Raw genomic sequence first — 20,983 nt, 5'->3', positions numbered from 1 at the left:
GCAACGACAGTCCGGAGGGATGAGCCCCTCCGGAAACTCACGGAGCTGCTCCGAGACTAGAGCAGCTCACACGGCGTCTGGCAGGAGTTGCCAATGTTCGCCTTCGTTCCCTGGATGTTTCCGGAGCAGGCCGCGAACCGGCGAACGCGGGACCCCGGCTCCCCCGACACAGTGCACCCGCCGCAGGCCCCGTACTCCTCCCAGTAGACGGTCTCCTCTCCGATGGGACACGCCGGCACGGGCTCCACGCCCTGCTTCAAGACAGGTCAGACCAGCCCTTCCAGGTGGATCGCCCCCGGCGGAGGCTGCGCGGTGGTGGGTTTCTGATTCTGTGTGATGTGTTGATCGGGGCAGGTGATTCGTTCCCAGGTCGAGCCGTCGAAGCGGGCGAGGTCGGTCAACCCGATGCACCACATCACGCCGTCACACGCGTGCAGCCGGCCACCGCCAAAAGAAGGCGTCAGTCCGGTCTCGACAGGCTTCAACGTGTCGCCCTCGAGCTCGAGGATGTCGAGCCGGGAAGCAACGAAGAGGCGGTCACCGAGCACCGCGACGCCGACCAGCGGTGCCTTGTCTCCGGTCTGGAATGTCTTCCAGCGGCCTTCCGCTCCGCGAACGAGGAGCGTCCCCTGGTCCCCGACGACGGCAATCCCCTCCTTCGTGGTCGCCACCGCGTGCAGCTCGACCTGGGTCGGGGCCTTCAGGGAGTGCCACGACTCGCCATCGAAGTGCATCACCAACCCGCCGGTTCCCACGGCGGTCAGGTCGCGGAGGGAGTGGCCGGCGATGTCCCTGAAAGCTCCCGTGGTCCCCTGTGGCAGCCCCGCCTCCAGGCGGTTCCAGGTCTTGCCCGACGAGGCATAGACGACGAGGTCATCGCCACACACGACGAGGCCATCCGCCACCGAGCGGATGCGGTGCAGGGGCGCGGGAGCGTTGAGCACATCGATCCGGGAGAGCGCTCCGCCGCTGACCACGACGACGACACCGTCGTTGAGCAGAACACGCCACGAGCGCTGTTTGTCGGCGTCGATGAAGTAGCACAGGGAAATCGGAGCCCCGCCTGGCATCGACGTCGCCCCCCACCCCTGCGTGGTCGAGCAACCGTAGAGGCGACCGAACTCCGCGTCGCGCCACCGCGAGGTGTGGCACACGGCGAAGCCCGCGAGGTCGGCTCGCACGCAGACGCCGTCGAGGAAGTGCACGTTCGCACGCCAGTGGTCGATGGGCGTCCGCGTCTTTGGCGGAGGTGCCTTGAACGCCCGCTTTCCCCGCACCAGCGCGCGGCCCTCGGCAATGGCATCGAGAATGAGCTCCCGCTCGAGCTTGATGAAGGCGAGCTCTGATTCACCTTCGGCTTTCGACGCTTTCTGGCCAGCGGGCCCGAGGCCAACCCATGAGGACCAGTTGAACAGCTCCGGGGCAAGCAGCCGGAGCGCCAGCGGATCCTCGGGCACGGCCTTGCCGGACACCTCGAGGAATTTTCCCCCGGGGACGACGGGCGAGACGAGCCCTCCCTGGAGGCGAATCGCGTGCTCCTCCGTCAGGACGCATGCCGCCCGCGTCGGCCCTTCCACGACGATGGACCCGTGGTTGTAGAAGCCGAACAACGCGCCCGACAGCGTCAGCGCGCCTTCCACCCGCACCTCGCTGCCGCCGCAGGCGACGTCACGCGCATGGAGGTCGCCTCGCACGAGCAGGAAGGGGCCGAAGTCCATCTCGGCATTCACGACCGCGCCCTTCACCTTCACGTCGCCGTCGATGATCAGCCCGCTCAGCGCGTCCGGGGTGTTCCCGCCTTTGTCACGGCGCGGAATACCCAGGAACCGATCGAGCTGTCGGAAGTCGAGCGGAAGGTGGTCGAGCGCGATGGAGCCGCGAAGGACAGCCACCCGTCCTCTCGAGTGCTTTTTCAGGTCGAAGCGCTCCTTCAGCTGAAATTCGCGGTCGAGTTCTCGGACGGAGGCAACGGTGACGGAGTGCTTTTTCATCGAGGGCGAGGCCTGCATATCGAGGCGGAGAGCGGACCCCCAATGAAGATTGCCTCTCCAGAAAATCTCTTACTTTCCAAGAAACAGGCACAACAAAGACCAGGCATCGGCCCTCGCCGCACGACCCCATTGGAAAAGTGCACTTCAAATGGACTAAACGTGTTGATGAGTAGGCCCAATCCGTTTCTGCCTCTGCTGGGAGCCACACATGAGAATCCGATTCCTTCCACTGCTCTGCCTCACGGCCCTGTTTGGATGGGCCTGTGGGGCCTCGAGCGACCCCCTCGAGTCCCCCGAGGCCGAGGAGCTCGCGTCCACGAGCGATGCGCTGCTCGGAGCCAACATCACCTGTGACTACCCCGAGGTGGGGATCCTCACCAATGGCTACCAGAAATGTACCGCCGTGCTCGTCGCGCCGGACATGATCCTCTCCACCGCGGGATGCATCGACTACGCGACGGATGAGGACGGCTCGACCCCCTACACCTTCAAGATCAACACCTATGGCGCGACGTGCGGCACCACGGCGCAATACTTCCAGGTCAAGCGCGTCCACTCGTTCGTCGCCTCGGATGCCGACAACTACGCCACGAACTTCAAGAACGACGTCGCCATCGCCCAGCTGACGCGGGCCGTTCCCTCCCAGCTGGCGTCACCGATGAACTTCCATATCGGCTCCATGCCCGCCCTGGGCACCACCGCCACCGACATCGGCCATGGAGCGCGAGACAGTGCCAACTGCGCCATCAAGGCCTCGGACTTGAAGAAGGGGTCTGTCTCCATCTCGATCGACAGCATGATCTGGGAGAACGTCCGCGACAGCGTGTCCCCCTTCACTGGCGCGAGCTGTGGAGGTGACGCGGGCGGCCCCGTGTTCACCGGCCCCAACCGGAACATCTTCTGGGTGAATGCCGCCGGCAATGGCGAGGCGAGCTGGTATGGCGAGGTCTGGCGGCTGGCGCCGCAGGCCGACAGCGTGATGGAGAGCTGGTCCTGTCCGCTGGGCGTCTGGTGGGATGGGAGCTCCGTCACCAAGGACGAGCGCTACCCCTACGCACACGTGTGTGGGGCGGACCTGCAGAACTACGAGTGCGATCCCACCCTGCGCAACTGGAAATCGCTCGGTGGGCAGTGTGGCAACACGAGCTGCCAGTGCGCGGGAGGAATTGCCCTGGGCGGCGTGGCGATCGACCCGGCTCGCACGACGTGCGGCTCCACGATGTGCGGCACGGACCAGTCCGTCTACCAGTGCACCGCGACAGGTTGGCAGGCCGTCTCCGGGAGCCACTGCGGTGACGGGTTGTGGAATGGGGCGGCACATCTCTCCAAGGCCAGGAGTGGCCATGCGGCGACGTTGATGCCCTCGGGCAAGGTGCTCGTGACGGGCGGGGCTGGCACCAGCGGAGCCATGACCTTCACCGAGACGTATGACCCGGCCACCGGCACCTGGTCCGCGACGGGCGCGCTCGCGCAGGCTCGCACCCGTCACACGTCGACGATGCTCCCCAATGGCAAGGTGCTCGTGTCGGGTGGAACGGGCCCCAGCGGCTCCCTCGCCAGCGCCGAGCTGTACACGCCTTCCACCGACACGTGGGCGGCCACGGGTTCGCTCACCCAGGCGCGCCACGATCATCTCGCGACGCTGCTCCCCAATGGCAAGGTGCTCGTGTCGGGCGGAACGGGCCCCAGTGGCTCCCTCGCCAGCGCCGAGCTGTACACTCCCACCACTGGCACCTGGGCCGCGACGGGCTCGCTCAATTTCGCGCGCGTTGGCCACACGGCGACGCTGTTGAACAATGGCAAGGTGCTCGTGGTGGGAGGCAGCTCCAGCAGCACGCTCGCCACCGCCGAGCTGTATGACCCGGCCACGGGTGCATGGACCGCCACCGGCGCTCTGGCCCAGGCCCGCCACCATCACACGGCGACGGTGCTGTCCTCGGGCAAGGTGCTCGTGACGGGCGGGTATGACGCTTCCAACAGCTCCATCGCCACCGCCGAGCTGTACGATCCGGCCACGGGCTTCTGGTCCACCACCGGCTCGCTGGACCAGGTCCGCGACAGCCACACGGCCACGCTGCTGCCCGATGGCAAGGTGCTCGTCGCGGGCGGCCAGGGCGCCGGCGGAGCCTTCCTCACCAGCACCGAGCTGTACGACCCGGCCACCGGCACCTGGAGCGAGACCGCCTCGCTCTCCCAGGGACGCTACGCCCACTCGGCCACGTTGCTGCCCGATGGCCGGGTGCTCGTCGTGGGCGGAGAGAATTCCCCGGACCCTCTCATCAGCGCCGAGCTGTATGGCAAGGGCGTTGGCACCTGGGCCACCACGGGCTCGATGGTCCAGGCCCGTCGCGGCCATACCGCCACGCCGCTGAACAATGGCAAGGTGCTCGTGGCGGGTGGACAGGGCACTGGCGGAGCCTTCCTCACCAGCGCCGAGCTGTACGACCCGGCCACGGGCAGCTGGTCCATGACCGGCTCCTTCACGGGCGCGCGCTACTCCCATACGGCGACGCAACTGACCAATGGCAAGGTGCTCATCGCGGGTGGCTATGCGACCGCCTCGGGCCGGCTCGCCACCGCCCAGGTGTATGACCCGGCCAACGGCGCGTGGTCCGCCACCGGCTCCTTCTCCCTGCCCCGCTACCTCCACACGGCCACCCTGCTGCTCGATGGCAGGGTTCTGATCGTGGGCGGAAGTGGCGCCAGCGGAGCGCTCAACAGTGCCCAGCTGTACAACCCGGCCACCGGCACCTGGTCCGCCACCGGCTCGCTGGCGGCGGCCCGCTACTACCACTCAGCGACCTTGCTCCCGGATGGCAAGGTGCTCGTCACGGGGGGAACCAATGGCACCACCGCCAACACCACCGCCGAGCTGTACAACCCCGCCACCGGCACCTGGACGTCCACGGCCACCGCGGCCCGCTACATCCACACGGCGACCTTGCTGCAGGATGGCAAGGTGCTCGTCACGGGCGGCAGCAACGGCAGCATCATCCTCACCACTGCCCAGCTGCGTGACCCGGCCACCGGCGCCTGGTCCACCACCGGCCCGCTGACGACGGCCCGCTACGCCCACTCGGCGACGCTGCTGCCCGGTGGCATGGTGCTCATCGCGGGCGGGAGGAACACCAGCGTCACCTTCTCCAGCGCAGAGCTGTACAACCCCGTCACGGGCACCTCGACCGCCACCGGCTCGCTGGCACAGCTCCGCCGTGGCCATACGGCCACGATTCTGCCCTCGGGCAAGGTGCTGGTGGTAGGCGGCGAGAATCAGGACGGCGGCTACCTCGCCAACGCCGAGCTGTACTGACACGGCGGCCAGCACCGCGGTGACGAGTGAAGGTGGGCCCGCTCCCCCCAGGAGCGGGCCCGTTGCTTCCCACGCCGTCCCGCTACCAGCAGGTGATGCTGATGTTGTTGTAGCGAACGGACGAGGTCGTGAAGACCAGGGTCCGCATATCTCCCTGGGCGAATCCGCTCTCGCCACAGGCGCAGGTCGCTTGCGTTCCCGTGCACGACGTCCAGCTCGTGGACTCGCCGCCCGCGTCCTTCATGTATTCCGCGTTGAAGACAGCCTTGTTCTGGCTCGTGAAGTAGGTCTTGTAGTCCCCACACTCGTTGTACTTCTGGCATTCCTCGTTGATGGCGAAGTCGAAGGACGCGGCGAGCTGGGCCACCTGATCGATGTTGTTCTTGAGCGCGATGCCCAGACACTTGGCATGGGCGGTATCGGCCAGCCAGCGGTTGTAGGTGAGCTGGTCGGACGCCGTGAGGCCCCAGCAGGCCTGATCGGTGCAGGAGATGCTCGAATCGTGCGCGTAGCCGTCGACGTTGTCCGGCTCGACCGCATCGCAGCCCTTGTCACGCGCCAGCTGCATGCGGGCCTCCATCACGGTCCGCACCGCCGGCTTGCGGTGGTCCAGCCACCACTCGCAGTCCCCACCGCTCTCGCACCAGTCCCCCAGGATGTGGATGGATTGGGCGCAGTTCTCGCCAGGGCTGCAATAGGTGTCCTGCGGGAACTGGTTGGCATCGCCTCGCCAGTTCTCGTACGTGCCGGCACTGAAGTAGCAGACCACCTTCTTGCCAGCATTCTTGTACTCCTGGATCTTCGCGCTGGAGGTGCCGAAGAGGTCGACGACATAGACCTGGGCGTTGAGGTTGGTGGGAATGGTGCTGTTCTCCAGGTCCCACATCCAGGTGGTTCCCTTGGGGAAGCTCGCGCGGGTGCAGGTCGAGCCCTGGCCACAGACGTTCGGGGTGCCGCCGCCCCCACACGTCGCCGGGCTCTGGCAGACGCCACAGCTGGAGACCGTGCGCGCCTGGCCGCAGTTGTCAGTGCCACTCAGCTGGCCACAGGTGCCGCCCAGCCGCGCGCAGAAGGCCGCGTCCGTCTCGGGGGTGCACGTCGAGCCACTGTCCCACGACACCTGGAGGCGGAGGCTGTCGAGCTGCGCGGTATCCGTCCCCGCGCCCTTGATGAGGCGCGCGCGAATCTCGCCATCGCTCGAGACGAAGCGAGAAGCCACCTCGGTGCTCGGGAGATTGAGCGTCAGGGCCGCGGTCCACACCCAGTCCCCGCGCCCCTGCGAGGTGGTGATGTCCACCCAGCTGGCGGTCGTGAACCGGTAGAGCTGCCATTTGTAATAGGACGTGGCGGCCGCGGGCCCCTGGTACTTCGTCAGCAGTTGGAGGTTGGTGATTTGCGAGGGCGTCGGCGCGCCCTGGGTGAGGCTCGAGAGCTTGAAGGACAGATAGCCCGTATAGGAGGAGCTGAACTCGATGTAGTCCGCGTAGCAATCGGCATACACGCCGACGGTGCACCGCGTGCTGTTCGCCTTGAGCACGGTCATGCCTCCGGTCTTGCCGGAGGCATCCGTGTTCGCCAGCGTGCTCGCGGAGGAGAAGTCGATGACCTCCATGCCGGCCAGGGCTCGCTCTTGAGCACCCGGCTCCTGGGAGTCATCCACCTCCAGGGGCATGCACCCGTACATGAGAACGGCAATCCAAGGAGTCAGCCAGGGCATCCATCTCGACATCACGCCTCCTAACGTTGGTGGGGGCGCCCATCGCACGGATGCGACTTCCATGCAATCCTGGAATAACCCTTGACCAGAGCCTCGAACAGCCGACTCACTCCGGCATGGTGTCGAAGGCCGTGAAGTCCGGCGGCAGCAGCGCCCAGGCCGGACGGTCGCGTGTGAAGATCGCCATCTTCGGATGAAAGGATGACGGATCGTCCAGGGAACCCGCGTAGATCGTGTGGGACTCGTCCTTGCCAACCTCTCCCCCGAACACGAGCCCGCCGCAGACGGGACAGAAATTGCGCACGGCCTCACCGCCCCTGAATGACTTGGACCGAAACTGCCGTGTCTCGCCGCTGAAGCGAACCGCGGTGCTCGCGAACCCTATGAAGGGGATGAACCCCGAACCGGAGGCCTTGCGGCAATCGGCGCAGTAGCAATAGCCAGCGAACAACGGGTCACCCTCGGCTTCGTACCGCACCGCGCCGCAAAGACAACCACCTGTGTGACGAGCCCTGTTTTCACCCATCCCCGGGTTCTACCGGGCGTCCAACTCGCGTGCAATCCAAGCTACGCACCTCGAGGTCCCCCGGGGGAGAGCAGGGGCAGCTCCAGCACGAAGGTGGCCCCCTGCCCCACTCCCTCGCTGTGGACCGTCAGCGAGCCGCCCAGCTCCTGGGCCGCCAGCGCGCTGGAGTGCAGGCCAAAGCCATGGCCCTCCTGGCGCGTGGTGAAGCCGTACTGGAAGATGCGCGTGAACAGCTCCGGTGCGATTCCCACGCCGTTGTCTCGCACCTCGATGCGGACGCGGTCGGAGGCGGAGGGCTCCAGCTTCACGGTCAGCCGCCGCTCCTCCGGCGGCACTCCATCCATGGCGTATCTGGCGTTGCTGAACAGGTTGACGAGGATCATCAGCACCTTGTGCTTGTCGGTGAGCACGGGGGCCAACGGGGCCATTTGCCGCTCCACCTTCACCTGATTGCGGGCGAAGTCGGACGAGGTGAAGCGCAGTGCGTCCTCCACCAACTCCGCCAGGCTGACCGGCTCCTGGAGCCGTGGCATCCGGGCGTGGTTCTGTTGCACCTTGACGATGTCGCCGATGTGCTCGGTGTATCGGCCGATGTCGTCGATCAGCTCGAGGATTTCCCCACGATCGTCCAACAGGTTCTGCCCCAACCTGTCCAGGAAGGGGATGAGGTGCCGCCCGCGATCGTCCTGGGTCAGGAAGGTCGCGAGCTCGCCCTCGCGCTCCTGGAGCATGTGAGCCACCCGGCCCACCTGCTCGAGCTTCATCTTGCTCATGCGCTCCCGGGTGAGCTGGGCCGAGGTGTAGACGCTGTTGAGGACATTGCCCACGTTGTGCAGCACGTTGGTGGCGATCTCCGCCATGCCCGCCTGCCGTGCCGTCCGCATGAGCTGTTGGTGGACGTCCTTCAGCTCCCGGGTACGCTCCTCGACGCGCTGCTCCAGGCCCTCGTTGGCCTGCCTCAGGGCCTCCTCGCGCTGCCGGACCGCCCCGGCCATCAGCTCGAAGGACCGGGCCAGCTGTCCCAGCTCGTCCTCGCGTGAGGTCTCCAGGGAGACCCCGAAGTCGCCGGCCGCCACCTGTGCCGTGGCCTGGGTGAAGGACCGGAGCGGGCGGGAGATCTGGTCCCTGAGCACCCAATACATGATGAGCAGCTCCAGGAGCAGCGACACGAGGCCGAACACCAGCACGTAGCGCGCGGCCTCGATGGCTTTCGAGGACACCACGTGCTCGGGCAGCACCGTGACGAAGTTCCAGCCCGGGCCCTGCATCCGCGCCACGGCGATGTACTCGCCATACTCGGACAGTTCCACCACGGTCTGCCCGGACGCGCGGCCCTTCACCGCCTCGAAGATGCTCCGCAGATGGGCCTGCTGCTCCGCGGTGGGGAGCCCTGTTCGCGAGCCCTCCGGTGGTCTGTCGGCCAGGATGTCGTAGCCGACCGTTCCTCCATCCAGTTTTATCTCGGGGTGGGCGATGAGCTGGCCATCATCGCGGAAGATGATGTTGTACGCGCCGGGCAGGCGGTCGACGAGGGTGCGCGACAGCAGATCATCGACGAGCACGTCGTTGCCGAGCGTCGCGATGTGCTGGCCGTCCTGGTCCACCGGAGTGACGGCCGAGACCAGCCATTTCCCGGAGGTGTCATCCTTATAGCTGCGGGTCCAGGCCATCCGCCGCTGGGGGTTCTCCTGGGGCCGACTGATGGTGGAGTACTCGAAGGAGAGCAGCGGATAGTCGGGCGCGACGTCCTGGGTCCAGTTGGGGACCTCCGGCCAGTAGAGCACGTTCACCCCCTCCGTCAGGAAGATGAAGGTGTTGATGTGGCGGGTGCGGTAGGCGGGCCCGTATTGAGCGATCACGTCATACGCGGCCAGGAGCCTGCGGCGGAACCCGGTATCGGCATTCACGCCCGGAGCGACCCAGACGCCCGGCATCCGTGTCCCATCGAAGCCCTGAGGCCGGTTGCGAATCGTCCCGTCGGGCCGAAGCTCCAACAGGGTGTCGAAGCGGAAGGTGGGATCCTCCTGGCTTCCGGCCCGGAGCCGTTCCTCGAAGGCTTGCTTGATGAGGGCGTGGGAGTCCTCCGCGATGACGAAGATGGCCTGCTCCCGTTGGCTGCGCTCCTCGACATGCCGCGCGAGGTGCTCCAGGCTCTCGGTGCGGATGGTGCGGAGGATGTGGAGGTAGCTGACGAGGGTGGTCAGGGCGATGACCACTCCGATGCGCACCGCCATGCGGATGAGCGTCGGGCGCGAGATGGTGGATCGGGACTTGGATGGATGTGACATGGGGGATGGCACGCGAGTGGTCTGCTCCTGACCCCCCCAGCATCCCCCAGGAGGCGTGTGCGCATCCAAATGCACGGAGCGAGCCATGCACCCATACGGAGAGGAAACAGCGGAATGTGGTCCGTCACCCCGAAGCCGGGGAGTGCGGATGGGCCGCCACCACGCTAGTTTCCCGGCCCGTCTTGCCACGCAGCACTGGAGAAACGATGAGCGCGGGCGCCGGTATCGATCTGGTGAGCGAGAGCTTCTTCGCCAACCCCTTCCCCACTTTCGAGCGGTTGCGCACCCAGGCTCCCGTCTATTTCTTCGAGCCCTTCCAGTGCTTCATCCTCACGCGCGGCACGGATATCGAGTCGCTCGCCAAGAGCCCGCACTTCTCCTCACGACGCGCGAACGAGCTGCTGGGGGGCCTCGGGCTGCTGGGAGAGGATGCGGCATCGAAGGAGATGCTCGCGCACTGGTCACGGCTCGTCTTCTTCCAGGATCCGCCCCGCCACACGCTGCTGCGTCAGCTCATCATGAAGGGCTTCACGCCCGCGGCGCTCGAGCGCTTCCGGCCCCGACTCGCGTCGCTCGTGAAGGGGACCCTGGAGAAGGGACTGCGCCAGGGGGAGATGGACGTCGTCGCGGACTTCGCGGAGCCCATCGCCATCAATGCCATCGCCGAGCTGTTCGCGCTCCCCGAGGCGGATCGGCCACGGTTCATGAGATGGTCCAAGGACCTGCTCAAGCCCGCGGGAGTGGCGGTCGGCACGGACGAGGTGAGGAGCTCCATACGGCGGACCTCCAATGACATGGTGGCCTACCTCAGGGACCTCGTCGAGAAGCGCCGTGCGGCGCCCGGGGAGGATCTCATCAGCCAGTTCATCGCGGGGGAGCAGGGCAACCCCCAGCTCGCGGGCGAGGCCGTCATCCAGTCCTTCCAGATGATCGGCGCGGGCTTCGTCACGTCGACGAACCAGCTCACCAACACGGTCCTCGCGCTCCTGAATCACCCCGAGCAGCTGCGCGAGCTGAGGGCGGACCCGGGACTCCTCCGGGGCGCCATCGAGGAGAGCCTGCGCCATGAGCCGGCCATCCTGTCCATCAACCGGCTGTGCGTGGAGGACACGGAGCTCGGCGGCACGCGCATTCCCAAGGGGCGGTTCGTCCACGCGATGACCGCCGCGGCCAACCGCGACCCCGAGGTGTTCCCCGACCCGGATCGCTTCGACATCACCCGGGCGCCCAACCGGCATATGACCTTCGGGGTCGGTGCTCACTACTGCCCGGGGGCCTCCCTCGTCCGTATCGAGGTCGAGGAGGCCTTGCGCTCCCTGCTCACGCTTCCACGCTGGGAGCTCGCCGGCAGGCCCTACAACTACCAGGGCTCCAACTTCCAGGATCGCGGGCCCAGCTCGCTCCACGTGCGCTTCCCGAGGAGCTGAGCCAGGACTACGGCGCGAAGATCTTCACCGACGACATCTTATCGTTGGCATCCTGGGGGATCAGCGGCGTATCCGCCGTGAACTTCCACATCGTCCCGGTGAAATCGCCGTTCTGGTAGACCTGCACCGTCCAACCGGCGGGGACCCTGAGCGAGCTCATCCAGTCGTTGGGGATGCCCGCCGCGTTGAGCTGCGCGAGCGTGTAGCTCCCGGCGTTCAGCGAGATCCCAAGACCGCCGTACCCACCATCCGCGTAGAAGATGGCTCCGGGCGGCTTCGATGCTTTCACGTTGTCGAACGCGGCCGCGCTGTCATGGGCCCGGAGTCCGAGCGCCCCCGAGGTATACGTGGAGTCGATGGCCGTGACGCTGGGGACCGTCGAACGGTTCAGATAGACCGAGATGCGATCGCCGTTGGCCACGACCGCGAGGTGGTAGGTGACGTTCGGATCGATCGTCACGGCGGCGCTCGCGAGCTGGGTCCAGGTACCTCCGCCCGCCTTGCCCAGCACCACCCTGTCGCTACCCGCGGCGATGCCAGCGTAGTAACCCTTGTAAGCGTCGAGCCCGGCGCCCGGGTTGCTCACCCGGAAGATCAACCCAGCGTCCCCGGAGGCGCCCGGCGTGATGTCTGCCTCATAGGACAGCGCGGCGAAGTTTGTGTTCAACAGGGCCTTGGCGTCGGGTGCCTGTTGAGTGACATACCGGCCGTTGGACACGGTCCACGTCGCGCCGTAGGTGGTCCAGCCCAGCGCGTTGCCATCGCAGAAGTTGTCCTGGCTGGTCATCTCCACCGGCTTGATCGTCCCGTCGCTGTTGAAATACATGCGATCGTAGGCGAGCACGCGGTGATTCCCGTCCGTCTCTCCGAGCGGACGGCGGTGATAGAAGATGTACCAGTTGTCCGTCCCGGGGACGTTGATCACCGTGTTGTGACCCGAGCCGGTGGCGATGGCCGCGTCCTGGCTGAGGATCGTCCCCACCTTGGGAAAGGGCCCCAGCGGCGAGCTGGCCATGGCATATGACACGCGGTAGTCCGGCCCCGTCCATCCCCCCTCGGACCACATCAGGTAATACTTCCCGTTGCGCTTGAACATCAGCGCGCCCTCGACGTAGCCCGACGGAGTGATCTCCTTGAAGGACGAGCTGTCCAGGCTGATCATGTCATTGTTGATCTTGACGACGTTGCAGTGACCCCAGCCGCCATAATAGAGGTAGGCTTGGCCGTCATCGTCGATGAAGATGTTCTGATCGATCGGCTGCGCCCCGTTGACGAACTTGCTGATCAGCGGGTGGCCGAGCGCGTCGACGTAGGGCCCACCGGGGTTGTTGGACTTCGCGACACCGATGCCGCCCAGCTGTCCGTCGCTCTGGATGTCGTTGGCCCCGAAGTAGAGGTAGTAGGTGTTGTTGCGGAAGATGGGCGACGGCGCCCAGATCGCCCGCGTGGCCCAGGACACGTTCACCTTGTCCAGCACCCTGGAGTGCTTCGTCCAGTGGATGAGATCGGTGGACGAGAAGGCGTCCAGATAGGTCTGCGAGTCATAGGGAGCGGAGTACGTCGGGTAGACCCAGTACACGCCGTTGTAGAACTTCATGTCTGGATCGGCGTACCAGCCGGCCACGATGGGATTGCCGGAGGTGCCGGGCGAGCACTCCGGCTCCGCGAGCGCGCCCCCCACCCATTCGGAGCCTCCGCCCGCGCCACCGGTGCCGGAAGCGTTCGCATGCGACGCGTCCGCGCCGCCGCAGTGAAGCGTGGTGGTCAGGAGCAGCGGAGCCAGCGCCAGGCGGCCCAGCCGATGGCTTGCACGTCCATCATCGAGCGTCGATTTCATGGCCTGCATCCTGCGTCGATCAGGTCAGGCCTTCAAGGGAAATACATGCTATTCATGAGTTCACGAATTTTCCACCCTGACGCGGATGCTTGGAGCGCTCATGAACAGGCCTCGTCCGGCCCGGTACTGCAGGCGTGTGCCAGGAGCGAAGCCGCCACCCGCAGCAGCTCCGACGCCTCGAGCGGCTTGGACACGTGCGAGTCGAAGCCCGCCAGCAGTGCCGCGTCCCGGTCCTCCCGGCGGGTGTACGCGGTGATCGCCACGGACGGCACCTGCCCGCCCCGCGCGGGGACTCTGCCACGCACCTCCCGGATGAACGCATGGCCGTCCATTTCCGGCATGCCGATGTCGGAGATGATCAGCTCCGGCGGCTCCCGGCTCAGGAGCTCGAGCGCCTGGGCCGCGCTGGCCGCCGTGGAGACCCGGGCCTTCGCCTCCCGCAGCAGGGCGGCGATCAGCTCGCGCGAGTCCGCCTCGTCGTCGACCACCAGGATGTGACGTCCACTGAGTTCCTGGGGGGCTTCGGTGGAAAGCCAGGGCGGGCTCGGGGGAGGCGCGCGCGCCGGCTCGGCCGTGCTCGGACGCGGTGCCACCAACGGCAACCGGACGGTGAAGGAGGCTCCCCTGCCCTTTCCCTCGCTGTGGGCCTCGACCGTGCCGCCGTGCAGTTCCACCAGGTGGCGCACGATGGATAGACCCAGTCCCAACCCCCCGTAGCGCCGCGTGGAGGAGGCATCCGCCTGGCGGAACCTCTCGAAGAGGTGCTTCAGGAAGCTCGGGGGAATTCCATCACCGGTGTCACACACCTGGAGCTCCACGTGCGACGAGCTCCGGGAGAGAGACACCGTCACGCATCCTCCCTGGGGGGTGAACTTCACCGCGTTGGACAGCAGGTTCCACACGACCTGCTGCAGCCGATCCGGGTCGCCCAACAACGGACCCGTGTGGATATCCAATCGCGTCTGGAGGTGGATGCCCTTGGCCTCGGCGGCCGGGCGCACCACGTCCAGCGCGCTCTCGATGAGCTTCACGGGATGGGTGGGACGCAGGTCCAACCGTAGCTTGCCGCTCACGATGCGGTTGACGTCCAGCAGGTCCTCGATGAGCTGGGTCTGCGCTCGTGCATTGCGCTCGACAGTCTCCAGGGCACGCACGCGCTTCTCGGGCGTCAGCTCGCGCGTGCGGAGAATCTGTGTCCAGCCGAGGATGGCGGTCAGCGGCGTGCGCAGCTCATGGGACAGCACGCACAGGAAGTCATCTTTCAGGCGGCTGGCCTGCTCCGCGCGCTGGCGCTCCGCCTCGGCCACCTCGTACAGGCGCGCGCGCTCCAGGGCCAGCCCACACTGCTGGGCGAGCATCCTCATGAACTGCAGTTCCTCGGGGCCACGGGTGCGCGGTCCAGGGAAGGACAACACGAGCGCGCCGATGGACTGCCCATCCACCGACATGGGCAGCACCGCGAGCGGGTGACACAGCTCCCTGCCCGCGCGAACCGCCTCGGCCACGGGGCGAGCCAGCTCCTCCGGGCAGCCCACGTCATAGAGGCTCTCGAGCGTCTCGTCCGCGAGCCGGCGGTAGACGGCGCCCGCGTTCGCGCCCATGCCGCCCAGGGCCTCCGTGAGGACGATCCGGGCCACGTCGCCCGGGGTGAGGGCCCGCGAGAGGGCCGAGGTGACCGACTGCAAGCGCGCGGCACGCTCCTCGGCCCGGCGCGCTTCGGTGATGTCGTCGAAAACAGCGACCCCGGCGATCATCCGGCCGCGCTCGTCCCGGATGGGGGCGCTGTTTGCCCTGACGAAACGGTCGTCCCTGCCATCCCGCGCGCGCAGCCACAACACCTCGTCGCGCACCACCTCGCCGTGCAGCAGACTGCGCGCCAACGGCAGCTCCTCGGGCGGGTACCCGGTGCCATCCGGGCGGAAGTGCCGATAGGCGGCGTAGCCCTGGACGTCCTCCGCATGGATGAGCGGGTGGCCCCAGATGTTCTCCGCCTGGGCGTTGGCGTACTTCAGCTCTCCGCCGGGTCCCGCCAGCATGAAGCCCGAGGGCATCTGCGCGAGGATGGCCGAGAGCAGCCGCTCCTTGGACTCGAGCTCCGCCAGCAGCAGGTTGCGCTCTTCCTCTACGGTACGCGGGAGCTCCTCGGGATGGAGGGCCTCGAGCCGCGCCTGTCTGTCGCTGGCTCGTCCGGTGACCTCCTCCGCGAGGAAGAGCCATTCCACGAGCCGCCCCGCGTCGTCCTTCACCGGAAGCGCACGCACGAGCACGTCTCCCCAGCCCCCATCCGCCCGACATACGCGGCAGGCGAGCTCCTCACCGTTGGCGAGGGAGGAGCCGTTCGGATCCAGGTTCTCCTGGTCCTCGGGATGGACCGCATCCCACCAGTGCCGGCCCAGCATCCGTTCGGAGGATTGGCCAGTAAAGGCCGCCCACGAAGGAGAAGGCTCCTGCATCCTTCCTGCCTCATCCACCACCCAGACGAGCCGCCGGGTATCACCCAGGAGCGCACGCAGGCGAAAAGTGTCACGTGCCAGGGTTGCCGGCGCACGCATGAACGAATCTCCCGAAATCCTTTTTTCCTCTCACCTCAACAACCCGGAAAGGAGTGACGCCTCGCGCGAATCGCCCGCCCAAGAGGAGGGCCTCCTCACGAAGGCGGGAGCCCTCCCTTGCGGACCGTGGGCCTGCCTCTCGAAAAGAGCTGCCGCCGACGCCTTGAATCCTGTATATTCAAATTAAACATTTTTTCCTGACTGCCAGGCCGGTCCCGCGCTCCATGAAGATCAAAAACATTGCCATCGCTGTCGGCGCCTCTCTGCTCGCGTTCACCGCGCCTGGCGCTCCCACCGCCGAAGCGCGCAGCACGTACTTCCATACCGAGGTCCATCCTCCTCACTGGTTGCCGTGGACCACCGATGGCGCGCCCGCGATCGAGAGCGGCCCCGCCTTCCTGACGCACGGCCTGCGCTGCAGCGGCCGCTACTGCGACAACGTGAGCCTGCTCAGCGTGGAGTCCGGGCATACGCAGACGAACAGCTGGTGGACGGACTACTTCTCCGAAGAGGGCACGCACGAGCAGGTGTGCGGCAACAACGGCTTCGTGACGGGCATCCGCTGCGCGGGCGACTACTGCGACAGCATCTCCCTCCGGTGCTCCCAGCTCGACAACGGCGGCGTGCGCTCGAGCTGCTACTGGACGGAGTCCGTCTCGGAGGAGAGCGGCGGGACGTTCGTGGCCCCGGAGTCCATGTACCTCGCGGGCGTCCGCTGCTGGGATCGCTACTGCGACAACAAGCAGCTCTATCTCTGTCAGGCGGACAACGGCGGGCCCTCCTTCGATCTGAGCGCGATGGCGAAGCAGTACGCCCCCCGCCTCCGCTTCGACCAGGAGACCACCACGGGCTCCGGTGAGCAGAGCAAGTGCTTCCCGAGCGACGCGGCCACGTACTTCACGCAACGCGCGCAGGGCGCCTCTCCCGTTTCGCTCTGCAACAAGGACTACTCGACGATTCGCGACAACCGGGTCCCGGCCTACTACACCGCGACCCAGGTCGGGACGAACACGGTGCTCATCCGCTACTGGTACTTCTATGCGTGGCAGAGCACGTGCTTCGCCAACGAGGGCTCGCACGCCGCGGACTGGGAGTCGATGGCGGTCCTGGTCGTCGATGGACGATTGAGCCGGGTCGCCTTCTACCAGCACGGCGGATGGTACAGCCGGGAAGCCGGTTCGTTCGAGACCGCGGATGGCACGCATCCGGTCGGCTACGTCGGGAAGAACGCCCACGGCACCTACCACGACTCTGGAGGCTCGGGCGGCTGCCTCTACTTCGAGGACTTCCGCAATCCCGGTGGCAATGACTACCACATGGATACCTGGAACAACCTCGTGCCGCTCACCCGCGGCGGCAGCTCGCCCGCGTGGATGAACTGTACGGGCTCGGGTTGCTTCGATGGGATCGGTCACCCTATCGAACAAACGGGTGACCTGCGTTCCATGCGTGGCTGCGCCAAGGACGGCTGCGGCCGGACCTCCGTCGGTGAGAACATCCCCTTCCAGAACGACCCGACGGGCGCGGACCATACGGCCATCTACGTCCAGCACAGTGGAAAGGTGATCGACGTCCCCGGGGCGAGCACCAGCGATGGCGTGAAGCTCACCCAGTTCTCGAACTGGGGCGTGGACAACGAGCGATGGATGTTCGAGTCGACGGGAGACGGGTATTTCACCGTGCGCGCACGCCACAGCGGAAAGTGCATGGACGTGCCCGGCTCTTCCACGGCGGCCAACACGAACGTGGTCCAGTACACCTGCAACGCCAACGACAACCAGCGGTTCCGCCTGCTCCCGTACGGTAACGGGTACTTCGCGATCCAGGCGAAGCACAGCTCCCAATGTCTGGACATCGCGGGCGGCTCCATGGACGACGGCGCGTTCCTGATCCAGTGGCCATGCGGCTGGACGACGAACGAGAGCTTCCGCTTCGCGCGGTGACGCCTTCTCATCGGCTTGACTCGCCGATAGAGAAAGGCTCAAATTTTCACTTCGCTCTACCCATCACATACCCACAGGAGCAGCGTGTCCTCCGCCGTGAACGACTCCAAGATGGGTAGCGAGGTGGAGGGAAGTCAGGTCGACGCCTCGCGCTGGTTCCTCGGTACCGAGCTGGGTGAACGCATCCGGGCGCTGCGCCGCGACGGTGGGACGGCGGCCATCGATGGTGAGCTGGCCCGGCGGCGTATCGAACGCTGGCGCAACCAGGAGCCCCTGTGCCGGAACGGGCTGTGGGAGCGTCGGCTCGCCGCGAGCGGAATCACCGAGGAGGAACTCCGCACCGTGCTCGGGACGCCACTCGAGGCCCTGCGGCGCGCCATGGGCTCCGCCCCCTCCTGGGTCCAGGAGATAGAGCAGGCCTACGCGGCCTCCATCGCCGAGCCCTTCGCCTGGCCCGAGCGGGAACAGCAGCCAGAACGTTCCCCCTTCCTCGTGCTCATCGAACCCCTGGTCCGCAGGAGTCATGAACGGCTCCTCGCGGGCATTCGGGAGCTCGAGGCCACGTTCCCCGAGGCGCCCTTCGAGGCCCGGACCACCGCCGAGACCCTGCTCGGCCATCTCCCGGCGACCCTGGGCACCCTGCTGAGCCGTGTCCTCGTCGTGGAGCTCCACGCGGCGGGCCTCGAGGGACGGCTCGCGGGCGACACGCCCCAGCAGCGCTTCCAGGACTTCGTCCGCGGCCTGCGCCACCCAGAGATCGCCCTCTCCATCCTGCGCCACTACCCCGTCCTCGCGCGGCGGCTCGTGGAGCAGCTCGCGAACTGGGAGCGGGCCGGACTGGAGCTGCTGCGCCACCTGGCCCTCGACGCGCGAGACATCCGCGGCCACTTCACGGGCGCGGCGCGGATGGACAGGCTCGTCGAAGCCGAGGGCGGTATCTCGGACGCTCACCGGGGCGGGCGCAGCGTCTTCCTCCTGCGCTTCGCGTCGGGCTTCCGGCTGGTCTACAAGCCCCGGTCCCTGGTCACCGAGGCCGCCTTCCAGCGGCTGCTCTCCTGGCTCGACGGCCGCGGCTTCGACCCGCCCCTGCGCACGCTCGAGGTGCTCGACCGCGGCGACCATGGCTGGGTGGAGTTCGTGAACGCCGCCCCCTGCGCCTCGCGCGAGGAGGTGCGCCGTTTCTACCTCCGCCAGGGCGGCTACACCGCCCTGCTCTACCTCCTCGATGCCACCGACTTCCATCACGAGAACCTGATCGCCTCCGGGGAGCATCCCGTCCTGGTGGACCTCGAGACGCTCTTCCACCCCAATGTCCGCGGGAGCGCGCTGCGTGACGTCGAGCATCTTCCGGGGGCGCCGCTCGGCGAATCGGTGCTCAAGAGCGGCCTGTTGCCCCAGCGCACCTGGGGCACCCGCGACAGCCCCGGGGTGGACATCAGCGGTCTCGGCTCGCGTCCCGGGCAGCTCACCCCCCAGGCCTTCCTCATGCCCGTCGAGCGTGGGACGGACCGCATGCGCTTCGAGCGCCGGCAGGTGGAGATCTCCGGCTCCAACAACCGTCCGCGGCTGGAGGACGCGGAGGTCCACCTGCTCGACTACTCCGAGGAGCTCTCCGAGGGCTTCTCCCGCATGTGCCGCCTGCTCCAGGAGCAGCGCGAGGCGTTGCTGGCCGAGAATGGACCGCTCGCCGCGTTCTCGGACGCCACGGTGCGCGTCATCTTCCGCCACACGGCGGGCTACGGCACCCTGCTGCTCGAGGGCCTCCATCCCCATGCGCTCGGCGATGCCCTGGAGCGGCAGCGCTTCCTCGACAACCTCTGGAAGGGCGTCGACGAGCGCCCGTTCCTGGAGCGGCTCGTCCCCTTCGAGCTGGAGGACCTCTACCGGGGCGACATTCCCCTGTTCACCACCCGGGCCGGCTCGCGTCACCTCTGGACCAGCTCGGGCCAGCGCCTCGACGACTTCTTCGAGAACACCGGCCTCCAGCGGGTCCGGCGCCGGCTGGAGAGACTGTCCTCCTGGGATGTCGAGCGCCAGCGGTGGATCCTCCACCGCACGCTGGACGTCATCCGTCTGGCGGAGCCCGGGGGCGAGCGGCCCTCCTACCGCGTCGAGGAGTCCGACGCCCCCGCGCGGCGCGAGGAGTTGCTCGCGGCGGCCCGGCGCATCGGGGAGCGGCTCGTCGGACTGTCTCTCTCCGGACCGGAGGAGGCCCACTGGCTGACGCTCGAGTACGCGGATCCCGGCGGCTGGAGGCTCGCACCGGCCGGCCCCGACTTCTACCAGGGGCTCGGGGGGATCGCCTTGTCCCTCGGCCATCTGGGCGCCATCACGGGCGAGGAGTCCTTCACCCGCACCGCCCGCCTGGCCCTGCGCGCCCAGGCCCTGCAGATAGAGCAGGATGCCTCGCAGGTGCGGGGGCTCGGCATCCTCAATGGCTGGGGCGGCGTCCTCTACGGCCTCACCCACCTCGGGGTGCTGTGGCGGGATGAGCGGCTGCTCGAGCAGGCCGAGCGCTACCTGGAGAAGCTCCCCCCGCTGATCGCCGTGGACGACATCCTGGACCTTGGCATCGGCTCGGCGGGATGCCTCATCTCGCTGCTGGTGCTCGCCGAACACCGGCCCTCGGAGCTGCTGTGGCGAACGGCGCGGGCCTGTGGTGAGCGCCTGCTCGACTCCGCCCAACGTCAGACACGGGGCATGGGGTGGGTGGTCCCCCTGGCGGGCCATCGCGTCCTCGCCGGAATGTCCCATGGCGCGGCGGGAATCGCCCTCGCGCTGCTCCGGCTCGCGGCGGCCACGGGAGACGAGCGCTTCCACCGGATGGCGTGCGAGGGCCTCGAGCTCGAGCGGGGATTGTTCTCGGCCTCGGAGCGCAACTGGCCGGACCTGCGCGCGGGTGCCGCGGAGGAGGCGGGCCCTCACGGGGGCGGGACCCACTTCATGACCGCGTGGTGCCATGGCGCACCCGGCATCGGGCTCGCCCGGCTGGCGGGACTGCCCCAGCTCGACGACGCCCAGGTGCGCGAGGAGCTCGCGGTGGCCACCGCCACGACACTCGAGCGGGGCTTCGGCCAGAACCACAGCCTGTGCCACGGAGACCTGGGCAACCTCGACTTCCTGCTGGAGGCGGCCAGAACCCTCCGGGACGAGTCGCTGGAGCGACGGGTATACCGGCTGGCCCGGAGCATCCTGCGCGGCATGGACGAGCAGGGATACCTGTTCGGGCTGCAGCGCAACCAGGAGACCCCCGGCCTGCTGGTGGGGCTCGCGGGCATCGGTTTCGGACTGGCACGGCTGGCCGCGCCGGAGCGCGTGCCCTCGGTGCTCGCGCTCGCCCCCGCCAGAGCGGGCCGGAGTCCTTGAGCTGTCCCCGCATCCCCCGCGGGGCA

At 67.4% G+C, this 20,983-nt stretch carries 10 protein-coding genes; 4 read left to right on the top strand and 6 right to left on the bottom strand.

Annotation, left to right across the window (positions count from 1 at the left end; translation table 11 throughout):
- Positions 1 to 266: 266 nt before the first annotated feature.
- The gene (locus JRI60_RS18090; RefSeq protein WP_204227107.1) at positions 267 to 1,892 is read right to left on the bottom strand and encodes a WD40/YVTN/BNR-like repeat-containing protein; all 1,626 of its coding nucleotides are present in this window, start codon (positions 1,890 to 1,892) and stop codon (positions 267 to 269) included.
- Between the two features lie 307 nt (positions 1,893 to 2,199).
- Between JRI60_RS18090 and JRI60_RS18085 the strand changes: the two genes are divergently transcribed.
- Positions 2,200 to 5,301 carry a kelch repeat-containing protein gene (locus JRI60_RS18085; RefSeq protein ID WP_204227106.1) on the top strand — a complete coding sequence of 1,034 codons (3,102 nt, stop codon included), beginning with the start codon at positions 2,200 to 2,202 and terminating at the stop codon, positions 5,299 to 5,301.
- 82 nt (positions 5,302 to 5,383) lie between these two features.
- Here the strand turns inward: JRI60_RS18085 and JRI60_RS18080 are convergent, their stop codons facing one another.
- From JRI60_RS18080 to JRI60_RS18070, 3 genes are all read right to left on the bottom strand, one after another.
- Positions 5,384 to 7,030, bottom strand: coding sequence for an endo alpha-1,4 polygalactosaminidase (locus JRI60_RS18080; RefSeq protein WP_204227105.1), 1,647 nt, complete (start codon positions 7,028 to 7,030; stop codon positions 5,384 to 5,386).
- Between the two features lie 94 nt (positions 7,031 to 7,124).
- Complete coding sequence (locus tag JRI60_RS18075) at positions 7,125 to 7,496, bottom strand: GFA family protein (protein ID WP_239470589.1); 372 nt, start codon at positions 7,494 to 7,496, stop codon at positions 7,125 to 7,127.
- Between the two features lie 89 nt (positions 7,497 to 7,585).
- On the bottom strand, positions 7,586 to 9,832 hold the full coding sequence (locus JRI60_RS18070; protein ID WP_239470588.1) for an ATP-binding protein: 2,247 nt from the start codon (positions 9,830 to 9,832) through the stop codon (positions 7,586 to 7,588).
- 206 nt (positions 9,833 to 10,038) lie between these two features.
- Between JRI60_RS18070 and JRI60_RS18065 the strand changes: the two genes are divergently transcribed.
- Entirely contained in the window at positions 10,039 to 11,259 is a 1,221-nt protein-coding gene (locus JRI60_RS18065; RefSeq protein ID WP_204227103.1) for a cytochrome P450, read from the top strand.
- Between the two features lie 7 nt (positions 11,260 to 11,266).
- Here the strand turns inward: JRI60_RS18065 and JRI60_RS18060 are convergent, their stop codons facing one another.
- Together JRI60_RS18060 and JRI60_RS18055 are read right to left on the bottom strand one after the other, a co-directional pair.
- Positions 11,267 to 13,096 carry a family 43 glycosylhydrolase gene (locus JRI60_RS18060; RefSeq protein ID WP_204227102.1) on the bottom strand — a complete coding sequence of 610 codons (1,830 nt, stop codon included), beginning with the start codon at positions 13,094 to 13,096 and terminating at the stop codon, positions 11,267 to 11,269.
- 98 nt (positions 13,097 to 13,194) lie between these two features.
- Positions 13,195 to 15,648: an ATP-binding protein gene (locus tag JRI60_RS18055; RefSeq protein WP_204227101.1), complete on the bottom strand. Its 2,454-nt coding sequence runs from the start codon at positions 15,646 to 15,648 to the stop codon at positions 13,195 to 13,197.
- 224 nt (positions 15,649 to 15,872) lie between these two features.
- Between JRI60_RS18055 and JRI60_RS18050 the strand changes: the two genes are divergently transcribed.
- Both JRI60_RS18050 and JRI60_RS18045 read left to right on the top strand, forming a co-directional pair.
- Positions 15,873 to 17,591, top strand: a complete 1,719-nt coding sequence (locus JRI60_RS18050; RefSeq protein ID WP_204227100.1) for an RICIN domain-containing protein — start codon at positions 15,873 to 15,875, stop codon at positions 17,589 to 17,591.
- 96 nt (positions 17,592 to 17,687) lie between these two features.
- Entirely contained in the window at positions 17,688 to 20,957 is a 3,270-nt protein-coding gene (locus tag JRI60_RS18045) for a type 2 lanthipeptide synthetase LanM family protein (RefSeq protein ID WP_239470587.1), read from the top strand.
- Positions 20,958 to 20,983: the final 26 nt, after the last annotated feature.

The sequence above is a fragment of the Archangium violaceum genome, assembly GCF_016887565.1.
Taxonomy (GTDB): domain Bacteria; phylum Myxococcota; class Myxococcia; order Myxococcales; family Myxococcaceae; genus Archangium; species Archangium violaceum_B.
This window is presented reverse-complemented; position numbering and strand designations above follow the sequence as displayed.

Excerpts from the sequence above, each read along its gene's own strand:
- JRI60_RS18085 (WP_204227106.1), top strand. The coding sequence starts at position 2,200 with ATGAGAATCCGATTCCTTCCACTGCTCTGCCTCACGGCCCTGTTTGGA.
- JRI60_RS18080 (WP_204227105.1), bottom strand. The coding sequence starts at position 7,030 with ATGTCGAGATGGATGCCCTGGCTGACTCCTTGGATTGCCGTTCTCATG.
- JRI60_RS18070 (WP_239470588.1), bottom strand. The coding sequence starts at position 9,832 with ATGTCACATCCATCCAAGTCCCGATCCACCATCTCGCGCCCGACGCTC.
- JRI60_RS18065 (WP_204227103.1), top strand. The coding sequence starts at position 10,039 with ATGAGCGCGGGCGCCGGTATCGATCTGGTGAGCGAGAGCTTCTTCGCC.
- JRI60_RS18060 (WP_204227102.1), bottom strand. The coding sequence starts at position 13,096 with ATGAAATCGACGCTCGATGATGGACGTGCAAGCCATCGGCTGGGCCGC.
- JRI60_RS18055 (WP_204227101.1), bottom strand. The coding sequence starts at position 15,648 with ATGCGTGCGCCGGCAACCCTGGCACGTGACACTTTTCGCCTGCGTGCG.
- JRI60_RS18050 (WP_204227100.1), top strand. The coding sequence starts at position 15,873 with ATGAAGATCAAAAACATTGCCATCGCTGTCGGCGCCTCTCTGCTCGCG.